14 protein-coding genes are annotated in these 18075 nt (G+C 70.1%); 9 read left to right on the top strand and 5 right to left on the bottom strand.

The genetic code is table 11. The annotated features are described in order from the left end of the window. Positions 1-134: 134 nt before the first annotated feature. Positions 135-1220: an alanine dehydrogenase gene (gene ald, locus ACI2JZ_RS14450; RefSeq protein ID WP_404598217.1), complete on the bottom strand. Its 1086-nt coding sequence runs from the start codon at positions 1218-1220 to the stop codon at positions 135-137. Between the two features lie 107 nt (positions 1221-1327). Here ald and ACI2JZ_RS14455 point away from each other — a divergent pair, with 107 nt between their 5' ends. Next, positions 1328-1846: an Lrp/AsnC family transcriptional regulator gene (locus ACI2JZ_RS14455; RefSeq protein WP_247625146.1), complete on the top strand. Its 519-nt coding sequence runs from the start codon at positions 1328-1330 to the stop codon at positions 1844-1846. Positions 1847-1867: 21 nt separating this feature from the next. Here ACI2JZ_RS14455 and ACI2JZ_RS14460 read toward each other — a convergent pair whose 3' ends face one another. From ACI2JZ_RS14460 to aceA, 3 genes are all read right to left on the bottom strand, one after another. Then, positions 1868-2299: a hypothetical protein gene (locus ACI2JZ_RS14460; protein ID WP_404598219.1), complete on the bottom strand. Its 432-nt coding sequence runs from the start codon at positions 2297-2299 to the stop codon at positions 1868-1870. Positions 2300-2375: 76 nt separating this feature from the next. After that, a complete protein-coding gene (gene aceB / locus ACI2JZ_RS14465; protein WP_247634114.1) occupies positions 2376-4001 on the bottom strand; it encodes a malate synthase A in 1626 nt (541 codons plus the stop codon). A gap of 61 nt (positions 4002-4062) precedes the next feature. Continuing rightward, positions 4063-5391 carry an isocitrate lyase gene (gene aceA / locus ACI2JZ_RS14470; RefSeq protein WP_404598220.1) on the bottom strand — a complete coding sequence of 443 codons (1329 nt, stop codon included), beginning with the start codon at positions 5389-5391 and terminating at the stop codon, positions 4063-4065. A gap of 134 nt (positions 5392-5525) precedes the next feature. On the opposite strand from aceA, the gene ACI2JZ_RS14475 reads away from it, so the two are divergent. Next, positions 5526-6998 (top strand): XRE family transcriptional regulator, encoded by a 1473-nt coding sequence (locus tag ACI2JZ_RS14475; protein ID WP_247634116.1) that lies wholly within the window; start codon positions 5526-5528, stop codon positions 6996-6998. A gap of 67 nt (positions 6999-7065) precedes the next feature. Further along, the gene (locus ACI2JZ_RS14480; protein ID WP_404598221.1) at positions 7066-8190 is read left to right on the top strand and encodes a DUF6226 family protein; all 1125 of its coding nucleotides are present in this window, start codon (positions 7066-7068) and stop codon (positions 8188-8190) included. Between the two features lie 53 nt (positions 8191-8243). Here the strand turns inward: ACI2JZ_RS14480 and ACI2JZ_RS14485 are convergent, their stop codons facing one another. Continuing rightward, on the bottom strand, positions 8244-9764 hold the full coding sequence (locus ACI2JZ_RS14485) for a PucR family transcriptional regulator (protein WP_404598222.1): 1521 nt from the start codon (positions 9762-9764) through the stop codon (positions 8244-8246). Positions 9765-9858: 94 nt separating this feature from the next. Here ACI2JZ_RS14485 and gabT point away from each other — a divergent pair, with 94 nt between their 5' ends. The 6 genes from gabT to ACI2JZ_RS14515 all read left to right on the top strand — a co-directional run bounded on the left by gabT (position 9859) and on the right by ACI2JZ_RS14515 (position 18054). After that, positions 9859-11220 (top strand): 4-aminobutyrate--2-oxoglutarate transaminase, encoded by a 1362-nt coding sequence (gabT, locus tag ACI2JZ_RS14490; RefSeq protein WP_404598223.1) that lies wholly within the window; start codon positions 9859-9861, stop codon positions 11218-11220. A 141-nt stretch (positions 11221-11361) separates the two neighbouring features. Beyond that, complete coding sequence (locus ACI2JZ_RS14495) at positions 11362-12741, top strand: flavin monoamine oxidase family protein (RefSeq protein ID WP_404598224.1); 1380 nt, start codon at positions 11362-11364, stop codon at positions 12739-12741. Further along, on the top strand, positions 12738-13622 hold the full coding sequence (locus ACI2JZ_RS14500) for a universal stress protein (RefSeq protein WP_247634121.1): 885 nt from the start codon (positions 12738-12740) through the stop codon (positions 13620-13622). Before ACI2JZ_RS14495 ends, ACI2JZ_RS14500 begins: the two co-directional genes overlap by 4 nt. Next, the gene (locus ACI2JZ_RS14505; protein ID WP_247625135.1) at positions 13622-15163 is read left to right on the top strand and encodes an APC family permease; all 1542 of its coding nucleotides are present in this window, start codon (positions 13622-13624) and stop codon (positions 15161-15163) included. Before ACI2JZ_RS14500 ends, ACI2JZ_RS14505 begins: the two co-directional genes overlap by 1 nt. A 28-nt stretch (positions 15164-15191) precedes the next feature. Beyond that, positions 15192-16667 (top strand): NAD-dependent succinate-semialdehyde dehydrogenase, encoded by a 1476-nt coding sequence (locus ACI2JZ_RS14510; RefSeq protein WP_404598226.1) that lies wholly within the window; start codon positions 15192-15194, stop codon positions 16665-16667. A 22-nt stretch (positions 16668-16689) separates the two neighbouring features. Then, the gene (locus ACI2JZ_RS14515) at positions 16690-18054 is read left to right on the top strand and encodes an NAD-dependent succinate-semialdehyde dehydrogenase (RefSeq protein WP_247625133.1); all 1365 of its coding nucleotides are present in this window, start codon (positions 16690-16692) and stop codon (positions 18052-18054) included. The last annotated feature ends 21 nt before the right edge of the window (positions 18055-18075 follow it).

Genomic DNA, 18075 nt, shown 5'->3' on the forward strand with positions numbered 1-18075 from the left:
GGGCGTTGTGCGGGCCGCGACGCGAGCAAGATCGTGCGTTCTTGCCACGGGGGAACCCGGTGAGAGGCCGCAACACGCCCCATCGAGGCGTGCGCGGAGGGCGTGTCGTGACCCCTCACGGGAGTGGAGGAGGCTCAGAGGCCGTGCGCGCGGGCGACCGCGTCGAGGGTGATGCGCCCGCCCTGCACGTTCAGGCCCTGCGCGAGCGATGCGTCGTCGGCGGATGCCTGCGCCCAGCCCTTCCCGGCGATCGCCGAGACGTAGGGGAGGGTCGCGTTCGTGAGCGCGCGGGTCGCGGTCTCGGGAACGGCCCCGGGCATGTTGGCGACGCAGTAGTAGATCGAGTCGTGCACCGCGAAGGTGGGGTCGTCGTGGGTCGTGGGTCGCGAACCCTCGAAGCATCCGCCCTGGTCGATCGCGATGTCGACGAGCACCGAGCCGGCTTTCATACCGGCCACCATGTCGTCGGTCACGAGCTTGGGAGCGGCCGCGCCCGGGATGAGCACCGAACCGATCACGAGGTCGGCGGTCGCGAGCTCCTCGGCGATGTCGTAGCGGCTCGACGCGCGGGTCTGGAGCGCGCCGCCGTAGCGGTGCTCGAGGTCGCGCAGGCGCGGCAGCGAGATGTCGAAGACCGTGACCTGCGAGCCCAGGCCCAGGGCGTTCGCTGCGGCGTGCTCGCCCGCGACGCCGCCTCCGATCACGACCGTCTTGGCGCGCGGGGTGCCCGCGATGCCGCCGAGCAGAAGTCCGCGGCCACCGTTCGAGCGCAGCAGGGAGTAAGAGCCCATCGTCACCGACAGGCGGCCGGCGATCTCACTCATCGGCACCAGCAGCGGCAGGCTGCGGTCGGGCAGCTGCACGGTCTCGTAGGCGACGGCGGTGGTGCCGGCGGCGACGAGCGCCTCGGTCAGCGGGCGGTCGGCCGCGAGGTGCAGGTACGTGAAGAGGGTGAGGTCGGGGCGCAGGAAACCGTACTCCTGCGCGATCGGCTCCTTGACCTTGAGGAGGAGGTCGGCCGCGCCCCAGGCTTCGGCGGCGGTGTCGACGATCTCGGCGCCGACGGCGCGGTAGGCGTCGTCATCGATGCGCGACCCGAGTCCCGCGCCGGACTGCACGAGCACGCGGTGTCCCTCGTGTACGAGACGGTCTGCGCCCGCGGGGGTGAGCGCGACGCGGTTCTCGTTGTTCTTGACCTCGGTCGGCACGCCGATCTTCATCGATACTCCACTGCTCAGGGGCGGTTGTTGCAGAACAGGATCGCAGAAACATCGGCAGGACAACAGATTTCACGAAGATCATTCGCGAATCGTCCGAATCCTGAATAATGATTCGCATGGAGACCTCTACGACCCCGGATCGACCGAACACTCTTCGGGCTCCCGCGCTCGACCCGGTCGACCAGCGCATCGTCGCGCTGCTCGCGGAGGACGGCCGCATGACCAACGCCGAGCTCGCCGGCACGCTCGGCGTCGCCCCGTCGACGGCGCACGCGCGGCTGCGCTCCTTGATCGAGCGGGGCGTGATCACGGGGTTCCACGCGAGCGTGGACGAGCGGATGCTGGGCGCCGGCCTCCAGGCCATCATCGGCGTGAGCCTGCGCCCGAGCGCCCGCCGCGAGAGCATCGTCGAGTTCGCCGACCGGGTGCGCGCGCTGCCGCAGGTGATCCAGGTGTTCTTCCTGGGCGGTGACGACGACTTCCTGCTGCACATCGCGGTGGCGGACTCCTCGGAGATGCGCGAGTTCGTGCTGGAGCACCTCTCGGCCCAGAGCAGCGTCGCCTCGACGCGCACGAGCATCGTCTTCGACTACCACCGCAACTCGGTCGCCGCGTCGTTCACGTGACCCGCTGCGCGAGCTTTCGCGTCAGGCGCCGAAGGCGCTGGGGAGGGCGCAGTAGTCCGCGAAGCGGCGGGTCGGGGCATCCGGGTCGGTGACGTCGACGATGACGGATGCCGCGGTGTGCGGCTGTTCGTCGCCCGCGAGCTGCCAGATCGCGAAGTTCCAGAGGCCGCGGGCGCTCGCGCTCACGAGCGAGGCCGGGCCCGAGACGACGAGCACGCGGTCGCTGCGGTCGGTGCGGAACGGCGCGATCACCTCGGTGCGCAGCGCGTCCTCGTCACCGGCAGGGGAGTGCGCCCGCTCGACGCGCTGTCCCGCGGCGGTCAGCGCCGCGGCGAGATCGTCGGCCGCGCGGCGCGAGCGCTCGGCATCCGCCCCCGCCACCGCGAGCAGGCGCCCGCCGTTCGGGTACAGGTGCAGGAACTCGCTCGCGATGTCGCCCCAGAACTCGGTCATGTCTTCAGGCTACGCCCGAGAGCGGATGCCGCGGCCGGTTCAGCCGCGGCATCCGCTCTTCCTCACGGTCAGGACGTCAGTCGAGGTACCGGGCGTAGGCGCCGAGCGTCAGGAAGGTGGGGAACTCCTCGCGCAGCGCGACCTCGCGGAAGATCTCCGCGGCGTCGTCGAACCGGTCGTCGGCACTGCGGGTCGCCTCGCGCAGCACGGCGGAGATGAGCTCCTCGACGTACTCGGCGGTGATCGCCGTGCCGTCCTCCGTGGTGCGGTCCTGGTGGATCCACTGCCACACCTGCGAGCGGCTGATCTCGGCGGTCGCGGCATCCTCCATGAGGTTGTCGATCGCCACCGCGCCCAGTCCCCGCAGCCAGGCCTCGAGGTAGCGGATCGCGACCGACACGTTGTCGCGCACGCCCTTCGCCGTGATCGGTCGGCCGATGTGGAGGTCGATCAGATCGGATGCCTGCACATGCACGTCGTCGCGCTGCCGGTCGACCTGGTTGGGCCGGTCGCCGAGCACCGCGTCGAACTCGGCCTGCGCGGTCGGGATGAGATCCGGGTGCGCCACCCAGGTGCCGTCGAAGCCGTCGCCGGCCTCGCGCTTCTTGTCGGCCGCGACCTTCTCGATCGCGCGCGCCGTGGCCTCGGGGTCGCGGCGGTTGGGGATCGAGGCGCTCATGCCGCCGATCGCGAATGCTCCGCGCTTGTGGCACGTCTGCACGAGCAGCTCGGTGTACGCCCGCATGAACGGCACCGTCATCGTCACCTCGCTGCGGTCGGGCAGCACGAAGCGGGCGCCGCGACCCCGGTAGTTCTTGATGATCGAGAAGATGTAGTCCCAGCGTCCGGCGTTGAGGCCCGCGCAGTGGTCGCGCAGCTCGTAGAGGATCTCGTCCATCTCGAACGCCGCCGGCAGGGTCTCGATCAGCACCGTGGCGCGGATCGTGCCGTGGGGGAGACCGATGTACTCCTCGCTGAACGAGAACACGTCGTCCCACAGCTTCGCCTCGTCGCTCGACTCGAGCTTCGCGATGTAGAAGTACGGGCCGCGCCCCGCCTCGATCAGCGCCTGCGCGTTGTGCAGGAAGTAGAGGCCGAAGTCGACCAGCGATCCGGATGCCGCGGTGCGGCGCCCCGCGCGGTCGATGAAGGCGATGTGCTTCTCGGGCAGGTGCCAGCCGCGCGGACGCATCACGATGGTCGGCGTGCGCTCGGCGGTGACGCGGTACTCCTTGCCCTCGGGGGACGTGAACGACAGCTCGCCGCGGATCGCATCGCGCAGCGACAGCTGGCCCTCGACGACGTTCCTCCAGGTGGGGCTCGTGGCATCCTCCTGGTCGGCGAGCCAGACCCGCGCGCCCGAGTTGAGGGCGTTGATCGTCATCTTCGGATCGGTCGGTCCGGTGATCTCGACGCGACGGTCCTCGAGGCCGGGTCCGGCACCGGCGACGCGCCACGAGGCGTCGTCGCGGATGTGCGCCGTGTCGGCCCGGAAGTGCGGGTCGTGCCCGTTGCCGATCTCGAAGCGGCGGCGCATGCGGTCGGCCAGCCGGTCGTGGCGGCGCGACGCGAACCGGTGGTGCAGTTCGGTGAGGAAAGCGATCGCCGCGGGCGTGAGGATCTCGTCGTAGCGGTCGTGCAGCGTACCGGTGATCTCGATCGCCGGACCCTGCAGGGTCGGGGTGGGGGGTGTGATGGTCATGATGGGTCCTTGTCTCGTGGGGGTGCTTCGACAGGCTCAGCAACCCAGTGAAGAGGGAGGGTCAGTGGAACTGCGCGGTCTCGGTGGAGCCGGCGAGGGCGAGAGTGGCGCTGTCGGGGTTGAGCGCCGTGGAGATCACGTCGAAGTAGCCGGTGCCCGCCTCGCGCTGGTGCTTGGTGGCGGTGTAGCCGTCGGCCTCGGCGGCGAACTCGGCCTCCTGCAGCTCGACGTACGCGCTCATGGCGCGATCGGCGTAGCCGCGGGCGAGGTCGAACATGGAGTAGTTCAGGGCGTGGAAGCCGGCCAGCGTGATGAATTGGAACTTGTAGCCGAGGTCGGCCAGCTCCTGTTGGAACGTCGCGATCTCGGCATCCGACAGGTGGCGCTTCCAGTTGAAGCTGGGTGAGCAGTTGTAGGCGAGCAGCTTGCCCGGGAACTCGGCGTGGACCGCCGCGGCGAAGGCGCGCGCCAGCTCGATGTCGGGCTCGCCCGTCTCGACCCAGAGCAGGTCGGCGTAGGGGGCGAAGGCCAGGCCGCGGCTGATGACCGCGTCGATGCCCGGCGTCACGCGGTAGAAGCCCTCGGGCGTGCGCTCGCCGGTGGTGAACGCCTGGTCGCGCTCGTCGACGTCGCTGGTGAGCAGGTCGGCGGCGAGGGCATCCGTCCGGGCGATGATGACGGTCGGGACGCCCGCGACGTCGGCCGCGAGCCGCGCCGCGTTCAGCGTGCGGATGTGCTGCTGGGTGGGCACGAGCACCTTCCCGCCGAGGTGGCCGCACTTCTTCTCGCTCGCGAGCTGGTCCTCCCAGTGGATCGCGGCGGCGCCGGCCTGGATCAGCGACTGAGCGAGTTCGTAGGCGTTGAGCGGTCCGCCGAATCCGGCCTCGGCGTCGGCGACGATCGGGGCGAGCCAGTCCTGCGTGATCTCTCCTTCACCCGCCGCGGCCTCGGCGTGCTCGAGCTGATCCTGACGCAGCAGCGCGTTGTTGATGCGGCGTACGACGGCCGGCACCGAGTTCGCCGGGTACAGCGACTGGTCGGGGTAGGTCTGGCCCGCGAGGTTGCCGTCGGCGGCGACCTGCCAGCCCGAGAGGTAGATCGCCTTGAGCCCGGCGCGCACCTGCTGCACGGCCTGGCCGCCGGTGTAGGCCCCGAGTGCGCGGATGTAGTCCTCGGTGTGGAGCAGGTTCCAGAGGTTCTCGGCGCCGCGGTGGGCGAGCGTCGACTCCTCGCGGATGGACCCTCGGATGCGGATGACGTCGTCGGCGGTGTAGGTGCGCTCGACGCCGTCCCAGCGGGGATCGGTGTCCCAGATCTCCTGGAGCTCGGCGGCGGTCTGGACCTGGTCGCCGGCTCGCAGACCTGCGGGGCGGGGTGCGTGCGTCGTCATGGTGTCTCCTTCGGTCGATCCGGCGGCGGTGCCGGGTGGCGTGTGATCCACTGTGGGTGAAGAACGGATGCTTCGATGAAGGGTTTCCCTGTGAAGATCGGTCGAAATTCTGTTTCTGTGACAGAATCGCCGTCATGGACCCTTCGACCGGCTCAGGGACCCCGGCGGGAACCGCAGAAGAGACCGACGCACTCACGATCGGGCGGCGTATCCGCCGTCTGCGCACCGCGCGGGGGATGACCCTCGACGACCTCGCCTCCGCGGTCGATCGTGCGCCGAGTCAGCTGTCGATGATCGAGACGGGTAAGCGCGAGGCGAAGCTGTCGCAGCTCCAGGCGATCGCGCGCGCCCTCGGGGTGACGCTCGACGCTCTGCTCGAGGGCGAGCCGCTCGACGAGCGCAGTGCGATCGAGATCGCGCTCGAACGCGCGATGAAGGGGCAGACGTTCCAGGCGCTCGGCATCGAGCCCTTCCGCATCGCGAAGTCGATGCCGACCGAGGCGCTCACCGCCCTGCTCGCGCTGCACGGCGAGATCGACCGACTCCGCGACGAGCGGGCGGCGACGCCGGAGGAGGCCCGGCGGGCGAACGTCGAGCTGCGTCACCTCATGCGCCGGCAGGACAACCACTTCGCCGACCTCGAGCAGAAGGCCGCCGAGATCCTCGACGCGGTCGGCCACCCGGGCGGCCCTCTCACCCAGCGCACGGCATCCGAGATCGCCGCCTATCTCGGCTTCACCCTGCACTACGCGCCGGACCTGCCGCAGACCACCCGCAGCGTCGCCGATCTCGCGCACGGGCGCCTGTACCTGTCGAGCAGTGTGCCGGCCAAGGGCGACGCCCGCACCGCGGTGCTCCAGGCGCTGTCGAGCCGCATCCTCGGGCACTCCGAGCCTCGCAGCTACGCCGAGTTCCTGCGCCAGCGGGTCGAGACCAACTACCTCACCGGTGCGCTGCTGATCCCCGAGGCCCACGTCGTCCCGGCGCTCCGCGACGCGAAGGCGCGACGGGCGATCTCGATCGAAGATCTGCGCGACACCTACTCCGTCTCGTACGAGACGGCCGCGCACCGCTTCACGAACCTCGCGACGCGGCACCTCGGCATCCCCGTGCACTTCCTCAAGGTGCACGAGTCGGGCACGATCACGAAGGCGTACGAGAACGACGACGTGAACTTCCCCGCCGACCGCCTCGGGGCGATCGAAGGGCAGATGTGCTGCCGCAGGTGGACCAGCCGGGTGGTGTTCGACGAGGACGACCGCTTCAACCCCTACTACCAGTACACCGACACCGGCAACGGCACCTACTGGTGCACGGCCAGGGTCGAGGCGTCGAGCGAGGGGCTGCACTCGGTGAGCGTGGGCGTGCGCTTCGACGACACCAAGTGGTTCGTCGGACGCGACACTCCCCACCGCGGTGTCTCGAAGCATTCGGTCGAGGTGTGCTGCCGCCGAGCCCCGGCCGAGCTCGAGGAGCGCTGGCGCGACAACTCCTGGCCGAACGTGAAGACTCCGCGCACGCTCCTCGCGACGCTTCCGACCGGATCGTTCCCGGGCGTCGACACGACCGATGTGTACGAATTCCTCGAGGCGCACGCGCCGGAGTGAGGGTGCTCGTTAGGCTCATCGGACTCGGCGCGATGACGACGCCGGGGGTGAGGAGAGGAGCGACACGATGAACAGCGACGTCTTCCCCGGGCCCGTCGGCGCGCCGCCGGGGGCCGCCTCCGCCATCCTGCGGTTCCCCCCGCTCGCAGCCGCCTCGGCGCCGGTGAGGTTCGTCGAAGGCTTCGAATCCTTCGCGGGGCTCGCGGAAAGCGGGGGAGCCGATCCGACGGAGCTGGCGGAGGACTTCCCGGCGCTGTGGAGGTTCATCGCCGAGCATCCGATCATCGCGGATTCGGCCGCACTGGCGGAGTCCGCGGCGCGGTTCCTCGGTAATGCGATCGCCGTCCTGCATCCCGCTGCCAGGTGGCGAGCGACGCCCGATCTCGAGATCGGCACGAACACGCGCTCGATCCCGGTGGCGGGTCTCCTGCAGGGGATCCTCACGCACCCCGAGCGGCTCGACGACTTCCGGGAGATGCTCGCCTCCTGGGAGCAGGACGATCTCGACGATCAAGAGATGCAGGCCCTCACCCGGGACCTTGCGGAGCCGGCGCCGGTCGTCCCGCCGGTCGAGTACCGTCGTCCGACTCTTCCGACGCGCGAGTACGCCGATGACGAAGGGCGCATCATCCGGTACGGGAGCCGGTGGGCGGGCGGCGCTCCGCCCGAGGACGCGTACTCGCGGGAGTCGCATCCGGAGCGCTTCGAACCGCTTCGCCTCGTCGTCGATGCCCTCGTCGATCACCTCCGCAGCGGGTACGAGACCGAGGTGCGCGAGGAGGGAGGGCCCGAGGGTGCCCGGCGCATCGTGCTGGAACCGCGCACGGGTGCTCCGATCGCGCTCACGGAGACCGGGCCGTGCGTCGAGGTGGAGGCCGGCGCGCTCTTCCGGGCGATCATCCCCTCCTGCACGTGCGATGCGTGCGACGAGACCGCCGAATCCGCGGCGGATGAGCTCGAGAGGACGCTTCGTGCGATCGCTGCGGGCGGACTCCGCGAGCGGTTCCCCGTCGGACGCCGCGCCTGGCAGCTCACGCAGCTGGTCTCCCTCGGCGGAGAGGGGCGATCGAGCAGCTCGGGGGCGGCTCCGGAACTGCCCGAAGAGGTGCGCGAGCAGAAAGCCGCCGTGCTGCGCGATCTCGACGACGGCTGGTGGCCCGCCTGGCCGCTCCGGGCGGCGCCGTCCGTGTAGCGCGTTCGCGGGTCGACCCGCGTTCGCTGCGACGGGAACGTGCTCTCCGCGCCTCAGTCGCGCGCCGTCTCCAGCAGGGCCCACAACTCGGCGCGCGCCGGGAACGACGACAGGTCGATGTCGAGCAGCGTGCCCGCCTGAGCGATGCGCGAGCGGAGGGTGTGGCGGTGCACCCCCAGGGCGGTCGCGGCCTGTTCGGCGCGTGCGTCGTTCTCGAGCCACACCCGCAGAGACTGCTCCAGCCCCGACCCGGTACCGGCATCGTGGGCGCGCAGCGGTGCGAGGCGCGACTCGGCGACCAGGCGTGCCTCGTCGGTGGCCAGCGCCGACAGGATGCTCGAGCCGGCGGCATCCGCGAATCGGGCGGCGCCCGGCGTGCTCCGCTGGCGCAGAGCGGTGAGGGCCTGGGCGTGCGAGCGGGAGAACGCGGCGTAGGAGTCGGGTTCGGAGACGCCGATACGGATGCCGAAACGCGCCGCCAGCTCGTCGAGGAGCGCGTCGTCGTCGGCCGCGACGCACATCGTCACACCGTCGTCCGACTCGGCCAGGAACGACGCCACCCCGTGCTCGGTGCGCTGACGCTCCCACCAGTCCACGAGGGCGGTGGCGGGGGCATCGCCGGAGACGGCGACGACGATCGGCGCGACGGGCAGCGCCCCGAGCACGCGCCGCGCGATCGACGGGTCATCGGTGAGCAGGGAACGCAGCAGCTGGGAGTGCAGGCGTCGCCGGCTGCGCGCCAATTGCTCGCTCTGCTCGAGCGCCAGCCCCGACATCGCGATCACCGAGGTGACGACGGCGCGGGCCTCGGCGTCGAGGGTGTCGATCTCGAGAGCGATCACTCCGCGCAGGTGTCCGCCACGGCCGACGGTCGAGAGCAGGAAGGTGCGCCCGTCGATCGTGAGCGACTGCCCGGCCTCGAGCCCGCGGGCGAGCACCTCGGCGACGCGCTCGCCCAGGGCATCGAGCAGCTCGCGGTCGACCGCATCGCGCGCGGGGGAGTGCAGCAGGGCGCCCGCGGCGTCGAACATCCCGGCCCACACGCCCAGCCGACGGCTGAGCTCGGTGATGATCGCATCGAGTCCTCGGGGGCGGAGGGCGGCCAGTGCGAGCCCGCGCTGCGCGTCGAGCGCCCAGGAGCGCCGCGCGTAGGCCTGCGCGGCGATGGCTTCGGAGTGAGCGCGGGCGATGGCGATGAAGGGGGTGCGATAAGGCACCTCGAAGAGCGGGATGCCGTGCAGGGCGCAGGCGTCGACCAGAGCATCGGGGATGCCGGAGCGGTGCACCTCCGTGCCGAACCCGAGTCCGAGCACGCCGCGGTCGGCGAGACGGGCGACGTACGCGCCGATGTCGGATGCCGCGTCTCTTTCGGATGCCGCGTCGAACTGCGTGCCGGTGGTGAGGAGCGCGAGGTCGTCGGAGAGGAACGGGGTGGGGTCGGCGAGGTCCGAACTGTGCACCCAGCGCAACGGCCTCTCGAGGGCGGCGACCGGGAGCGCGGCCGGGTGCGACACCAGACGGAGGTCGAGATCACGTCGCCGGAGGAGGGCCTGCAGAGTGGGCTGATCGGCCATGCGGCGCCTCTCGTGTACATGCCGGCGAAGTCTCGTCGTCGATTGTACAGTCGGGCGAATGCGCGATGTCGGTGCCCGGTCGTACGCTCGCGACATGGCACTCCTCGACACCGCATCCCCCGTCGTCCCTCTCGGAGGACCCGAGCTCCCCCAGGAGCGTCGCCTGGTCACCGACCTGCCCGGCCCGCGCTCGGCCGAGCTACTGGCCCGCAAGGCGGATGCCGTGGCCGCGGGTGTCGGTCACACGGTTCCCGTCGCGGCGGTCGCCGCGGGTGGCGGCGTCGTCGTCGACGCCGACGGCAACTCGCTCATCGACCTCGGCTCCGGCATCGCCGTGACCTCGGTCGGCAACGCGCACCCGAAGGTCGCCGCCGCCGTCGCCGCGCAGGCCGCGCAGTTCACGCACACCTGCTTCATGATCTCGCCCTACGAGTCGTACGTCGGCGTCGCCGAGGCGCTCAACCGCATCACGCCCGGCGACTTCGCCAAGAAGAGCGCCCTGTTCAACTCGGGAGCCGAGGCGGTCGAGAACGCGATCAAGATCGCCCGCAAGCACACGGGTCGTCAGGCCGTCGTCGCCTTCGACCACGGCTACCACGGCCGCACCAACCTCACGATGGCGCTCACCGCCAAGTCGATGCCCTACAAGAGCGGTTTCGGCCCGTTCGCGCCCGAGGTCTACCGGGCACCGATGTCGTACCCGTTCCGCGACGGTCTCGAGGGCGGAGAGGCCGCAGCCCGCGTCATCCTGCAGCTCGAGAAGCAGATCGGCGCCGACAACCTCGCCGCCGTCATCATCGAGCCCATCCAGGGCGAGGGCGGTTTCATCGTGCCCGCCGAGGGCTTCCTCCCCGCGATCGCCGGGTGGTGCCGTGCGAACGGCGTCGTCTTCATCGCCGACGAGGTGCAGACCGGTTTCGCCCGCACGGGGCACATGTTCGCGAGCGAGATCTTCGGCATCGAGCCCGACCTGATCACGACCGCCAAGGGCATCGCCGGCGGTCTGCCGCTCGCCGCCGTCACCGGCCGCGCCGAGATCATGGACGCCTCGCACGCCGGTGGACTCGGCGGCACCTACGGCGGCAACCCGATCGCCTGCGCCGCGGCCCTCGCCTCGATCGACGTGTTCGAGAACGACGGAGTGATCGAGCGCGCACGCGAGATCGGCGAGATCCTCACCGCTCGTCTGCTCGACATCCAGAAGAGCGACGCCCGTATCGGCGACGTGCGCGGACACGGCGCGATGATCGCCGCCGAGTTCGTCGACCCCGAGACGAAGGCGCCGGATGCCGCGCTCACGGCCGCGGTCGCGAAGGCCGCCATCGCGCAGGGCGTGATCGTGCTCACGTGCGGCACCTACGGCAACGTCATCCGTTTCCTCCCGCCGCTCTCGATCGGCGACGAGCTGCTGAACGAGGGCCTCGACATCGTGGCGGCGGCGCTCGCCGCGGCGTAGCCGTCGGGCGCGCGTTCGCGCCACCCCGAAAACGTCCGGCCGCGACCCTGATCGGGGGATTGGGGGTCGCGGCCGGCACTCTTCACCACAGATCCACCCCGACAGATTCACCCGACAGTTTCATCCGACGAAGGAGTTGCAATGGCTGAGATCACGCGAGACGTCCTCATCATCGGCGCCGGCGCCGCCGGCCTCACGGCGGCGAACGACCTGCGCAAGGCGGGACTGTCGGTCGCCGTCCTCGAGGCGCGCGATCGCGTCGGCGGGCGCCTGTGGACCGATGTCATCGACGGCGCCATGCTCGAGATCGGCGGCCAGTGGGTCTCACCCGACCAGCAGGCTCTCATCGACACGATCGACGAGCTCGGCCTCGAGACCTACAGCCGCTACCGCGAGGGCGACAGCGTCTACGTCGGCCCCGATGGCAAGACCTCGCGCTTCACGGGCGAGATGTTCCCCGTCTCCGCCGCCACCGAGAAGGCGATCGCCGAGATCACCGAGCGCCTCGATGCGATGGTCGCCGAGATCGACCCCGACCGTCCCTGGGCGCACCCGAAGGCCGCCGAGTGGGACGCCGTCACCTGGGATGCGTGGCTCCGCCAGCAGACCGACGACGACGAGGCCGTGCGCAACCTGGCCTTCGCCACCGGCTCCGCGATGCTCACCAAGCCCACCCACGCGTTCTCGCTGCTGCAGTCGCTGCTGATGGCGGCATCCGCGGGTTCCTACTCCCACCTCGTCGACGCCGACTTCATCCTCGACAAGCGCGTCGTGGGCGGTCTGCAGCGGGTGCCGATCCTGCTCGCCGAGCGGCTCGGCGACGACGTCCTGCTGAACCAGCCCGTGCGTTCGCTCGAATGGGGCGCGACCGGGGTGACCGCCACGACCGACGACCTCACCGTCCGCGCGCGTTTCGCGATCCTCGCGCACGCGCCCGTGCTCTACAGCCGCATCTCGTTCGTGCCGCCGCTCCCGCGCCGTCAGCACCAGCTGCACCAGCACCTGTCGATGGGCTTCGTCATCAAGGTGCACGCCGTCTACGACCGGCCGTTCTGGCGCGAGCAGGGGCTCAGTGGTACCGCGTTCAGCCCGTACGAGCTGTCGCACGAGGCCTACGACAACACCAACCACGGCGATGAGCGCGGCACCCTCGTCGGCTTCGTCTCCGACCAGAACGCCGACGATCTGTTCGAGCTGTCGGCCGAGCAGCGCAAGGAGCGCATCCTCGAGTCGCTCTCGCACTACTACGGCCCCGAGGCCAAGAACCCCGTCGTCTACTACGAGAGCGACTGGGGCACCGAGGAGTGGACGCGCGGCGCCTACGCCGCGAGCTTCGACATGGGTGGTCTGCACCGCTACGGCGCCGACCTGCGCGCTGCGGTCGGCCCGATCCACTTCGCCTGCAGCGACATGGCCGGCGCGGGGTACCAGCACGTCGACGGCGCGATCCGCATGGGTCACCTCGCCGCCGAGAACATCATCGACGCGGGTCGTGCCGGCACGGCAGCGAGCGGCGCATGACCTCCGCGATCGTCGTCGGGTACACGGCGACGGATGCCGGGGCGGATGCCGCGGCCCTCGGCGCGCGTCTCGCGCGCAGCCTCGATGCGACGCTCCACCTGGTGATCGTGCTCCCCGCCGAGGGGACGCGCAGCCCGGTCGTCCCGCCCGAGCGGGCCTATGAGGACCACATCCGCGCCCAGGCGAAGCGCTGGCTGGAGGACGCGATCCTGCGCCTTCCGCACGAGGTGCACAGCCGCGGTCACGTGCGGATCGCCGAATCCTTCGCCGAGGGGCTCATCGCCGCCGGCGAGGAGTTCGATGCCCGCCTGATCGTCGTGGGCGCGGCCGCCGGCAGCCTCTTCGGCCGACACCGCCTCGGCTCGGTCGCCTCGGAGCTGTTGCACTCCTCGACCATCCCGGTCGCGCTGGCACCCGCGGGCACGGCGACGCAGGACGACCACGTCGTGCCGCGCGTCACGGCCGCCGTCGGAACCCGACCGGGCGCCGAAGTACTGCTCGACGAGGCGGCGGCGCTCGCGGCCGACGGAGGCGTCGACCTGCGACTCGTCTCGCTCGTACCCTTCGACGTTCCCCCGGGACTCGACACCGGCGCGATCCGCGTCGTCGGCGAGGAGCACGCCCACGAGGTGCTCGCCCGGGCGAAGGACCGTCTTCCCGACACCCTCGGTGCCGTGGTGGAAGAGGCCCCCGGAGACAGCGTCGAGGACGCCGTCTCGAATCTCTCCTGGCTCCCCGGCGAGGTCGCTCTCGTCGGCTCCAGCAGGCTCGCACAGCCGCGACGCCTGTTCCTGGGCAGCACGGCGGCGAAGATGCTGCACGAGCTGCCCGTTCCCATGATCGTCGTCCCGCGCACGCGCGGGGAAGCAGGAGACCGCTGATGAGCAGCACGAATCGGGCGACGGAGCCCGAAGCAGTGACCACCGGCCTGTCGAGCAAGGGCCTGAGCGCCGGCACCATCGGCCTCATCGGAGCCGTCGTCATCGGCATCTCGTGCATCGCCCCGGCGTACACTTTCACCGCCGCGGTCGGCCCCACGGCATCCACCGTCGGCGCGCAGATCCCCGCGATCATCCTCGTCGGCTTCATCCCGATGCTCCTCGTGGCCTTCGGCTACCGCGAGCTCAACAACCGGATGCCCGACTCGGGCACGTCGTTCACCTGGGCCACTCGCGCGTTCGGGCCGTGGATCGGGTGGATGGCGGGATGGGGCCTCGTCGTCGCGACGATCCTCGTCCTCTCCAACCTCGCCGGCATCGCGGTCGACTTCCTCTTCCTGTTGATCTCCCAGATCACGAACAACCCGGCCATCGCCGACCTCGCGAGCGTCACCTGGATCAACATCGGCGTCTGTCTGCTCTTCATGCTCGGCGCGACCCTCGTGTCGTACCGCGACATGCAGACCACGCAGAAGCTGCAGTACTGGCTCGTGGGCTTCCAGCTACTCGTGCTGGTCTTCTTCGCCGGTGCGGCGATCGTGCAGGCGGTCAGCGGCAACGGCTTCGACTACCAGCCGTTCGACCTGAACTGGTTCAACCCGTTCGCGATCTCGTCCTTCAGCGCGGTCGCCGCCGGGCTCTCGCTCTCGATCTTCATCTTCTGGGGGTGGGATGTCACCCTCACGATGAACGAAGAGACCAAGGACCCCGAGAAGACCCCGGGTCGCGCGGCCACCGTCACCGTCGTCACGATCGTGACGCTGTACCTGCTGCTCGCGGTCGCCATGATCATGTTCGCCGGCGTCGGAACGGGCGAACTCGGGCTCGGCAACGAGGAGATCCAGGAGAACGTGTTCTTCCACCTCTCCGGGCCGATCCTCGGACCGCTCGCGTTCCTGGTCTCGCTCGCCGTTCTCACGAGCTCGGCGTCGTCGCTGCAGTCGACGTTCGTCGGCCCCGCCCGCACGCTGCTCGCGATGGGGCACTACGGCGCCCTGCCGAAGTCGTTCGCGAAGGTCAGCCCCCGCTTCTTCACCCCCGGGTACGCCACCATCGTGTCGGCGATCGTGGCCTCGGCGTTCTACGCCGTCATGCGCGTCGTCAGCGAGAACACGCTGTGGGACACCATCCTCACGCTCGGCATGATGATCTGCTTCTACTACGGCATCACCGCGTTCGCCTGCGTCTGGTACTTCCGCAAGCAGTGGTTCGACTCGGTGCGCAACGTGTTCTTCACGTTCCTGTTCCCGCTCGTCGGCGGGGCGATCCTCGCCGTGCTGTTCGTCACGACGCTGATCGACTCCATGGACCCTGCCTACGGCTCCGGCGCCCAGGTCGGCGGCGTCGGGATCGTCTTCATCCTCGGCATGATCATCATCGTCGTCGGCATCGCGGTGATGATCTGGAACGCCGTCAAGCGCCCCGCGTTCTTCCGGGGCCAGACCCTCGGCATCGACGCCCCGCCGAGCCTCCGCCGCCGCTGACCCCTCGCCTCCTCAGAGAAAGAGAACCATGACCACGCAGATCGCACCGGCCGAGCAGGCCCTCCTCGACAGCATCCCCACCGGCCTCTTCATCGGTGGCGAATGGACGGATGCCTCCGCCGGCGGCACCTTCGACGTCACCGACCCCTCCACCGGGGCCGTGATCCGCACGATCGCCGACGCGACGCCGGACGACGGCATCCGCGCCCTCGACGCGGCCGTCGCCGCGCAGGAGTCGTGGGCGACGACCGCGCCGCGTGTGCGCAGTGAGATCCTGCGCCGTGCGTTCGACCTCGTGCAGCAGCACAAGGAGGACCTCGCGCTGCTCATGACGCTCGAGATGGGCAAGCCGCTCGCCGAGGCACGCGGAGAGGTCGTCTACGGCGGCGAGTTCCTGCGCTGGTTCAGCGAGGAGGCCGTGCGCATCAGCGGCCGATACGGCATCAACCCCGAGGGCACCGGGCACATGGTGGTCTCGCAGCGCCCCGTGGGCCCGTCGTTCTTCGTGACACCGTGGAACTTCCCGTTCGCGATGGCGACGCGCAAGATCGCCCCGGCGCTCGCCGCGGGCTGCACCGTCGTGATCAAGCCCCCGGCGCTCACGCCGCTGACGACCATCTTCTTCACCAAGCTGCTCGAAGAGGCGGGGCTCCCGAAGGGCGTCGTCAACGTCGTGCAGACCTCGAAGTCGAGCGCCCTCTCGGCGCCGATCATCGCCGACCCGCGGCTGCGCAAGCTGTCGTTCACGGGGTCGACCGAGGTGGGTCGCAAGCTCATCGCCCAGGCCGCCGAGGGCGTGCTTCGCGTGTCGATGGAACTCGGCGGCAACGCCCCGTTCGTCGTGTTCGACGATGCCGATCTCGACAAGGCCGTGGAGGGCGCGCTGCTGGCGAAGTTCCGCAACATCGGCCAGGCGTGCACGGCCGCGAACCGCTTCATCGTGCACGAGGACGTCGCCGACGAGTTCGCCCGCAAGGTGACCGAGCGCGTCAATGCGATGAAGGTCGGCCGCGGCACGGAGGAGGGCGTGGCGATCGGCCCGCTCATCGACGAGGGCGCGGTCGCGAAGGCCTCCGAGCTCGTCGGCGACGCCGTCGAGCGCGGCGCCAAGCTGCTCGCCGGAGGCAAGGCCCTCGACGGCGTCGGCACCTACTACGAGCCGACCGTCCTCACCGACGTCGTTCCCGGCAGTGCGATCCTGCGCGAGGAGATCTTCGGACCGGTGCTCGCGATCTCGACCTTCTCCACCGAGGAGGAGGCCGTGCGTCTCGCCAACGACACCGAGTACGGGCTCGTCTCGTACGTGTTCACCGAGAACCTGCAGCGTGGTCAGCGGATGATCGACGGCCTCGAGACCGGCATGATGGGTCTCAACGTGGGTGTCGTCTCGAACGCCGCGGCACCGTTCGGCGGCGTCAAGCAGTCGGGTGTCGGCCGCGAGGGCGGCTTCGAAGGCATCCACGAATACCTGTCCACCAAGTACACGCTGATCCCGGTCTCCTGACCGCTCGAGAAGAGGACACGCCATGACCGACTACGCCGTCATCAACCCCGCCACCGGAGAGACGCTGGCGTCCTTCGACACCTTCACGGACGCGCAGATCGAAGAGGCACTGGTCGCCGCCGACGAGGCGCACCGCGAGTGGTCGCGCACCTCGACCGTCGCCGAGCGCGCCGCGCTCCTGCGCCGTGCGGCCGAGCTGCACCGCGAGCGCCGCGAAGAGCTGGCCGACATCTTCGTGCGCGAGATGGGCAAGCCCCGCGAGGCCGCTCTGGGCGAGGTCGACTTCGCCGCCGACATCGCGGAGTACTACGCCGATCAGGCGGAGTCGATCATGGCCGACCAGCCGATCGCGATCCTCGGCGACGGCTCGGCGATCATTCGTCGCTCGTCGCTCGGACCGCTCGTCGGCATCATGCCGTGGAACTTCCCGGCGTACCAGATCGTGCGTTTCGCGGCGCCGAACCTGATCGTGGGCAACACGATCCTGCTCAAGCCCGCGCCGCAGTGCCCGGAGTCGTCGACCGCGATCGAGGCGATCTACCACGACGCCGGATTCCCGAAGGGCGCGTACCAGAACGTGCTTGCCACGAACGAGCAGATCGCGACGATGATCGCCGACTGGCGCGTGCAGGGCGTCTCGCTCACGGGATCGGAGCGCGCCGGTGCCGCGGTCGCCGAGATCGCCGGACGCAACCTCAAGAAGGTGGCGCTCGAGCTCGGCGGGTCCGACCCGTTCATCGTGCTGTCGACGGATGACCTCGACGCCACCGTGCAGGCCGGTGTCGACGCGCGTCTCGACAACAACGGCCAGGCCTGCAACGGCGCCAAGCGCTTCATCGTCGTCGACGACCTCTACGACGCCTTCGTCGAGAAGTTCACGGCGGCGATGGCGGCGGTCGAGGCATCCGACCCGACGCTCGACGACACGGTACTCGGGCCGGTGTCGTCCGAGACGGCGGCCGAGAACCTGCAGAAGCAGATCGATCAGGCCGTCGAGCAGGGCGCGACGCTGCTCACGGGCGGCACCCGCGAGGGCGCCTTCTTCGCCCCCACCGTGCTCGCCGACGTCACGCCCGCGATGAACGTCTACCGCGAGGAGCTCTTCGGGCCCGCGGCCGTCGTGTATCGCGTCGCCGACGAGGATGCCGCCGTCGATCTCGCGAACGACACGACCTTCGGTCTCGGCTCGTACGTCTTCACGACCGATGCCGCACAGGCCGAGCGCGTGGCCGACAGGATCGAGGCCGGCATGGTCTACGTCAACCTCGTGCTCGCCGACAGCCCCGAGCTGCCCTTCGGCGGCGTGAAGCGCAGCGGCACCTCGCGCGAGCTCGGCCACCTCGCCGCCGACGAGTTCGTCAACAAGAAGCTCATCCGCATCGGCTGACCGCCCTTCGTCTCGCTGCGC

Origin of the sequence: Microbacterium sp. NPDC087868 (assembly GCF_044900755.1) — a bacterium.
Lineage (GTDB): Bacteria > Actinomycetota > Actinomycetes > Actinomycetales > Microbacteriaceae > Microbacterium > Microbacterium galbinum.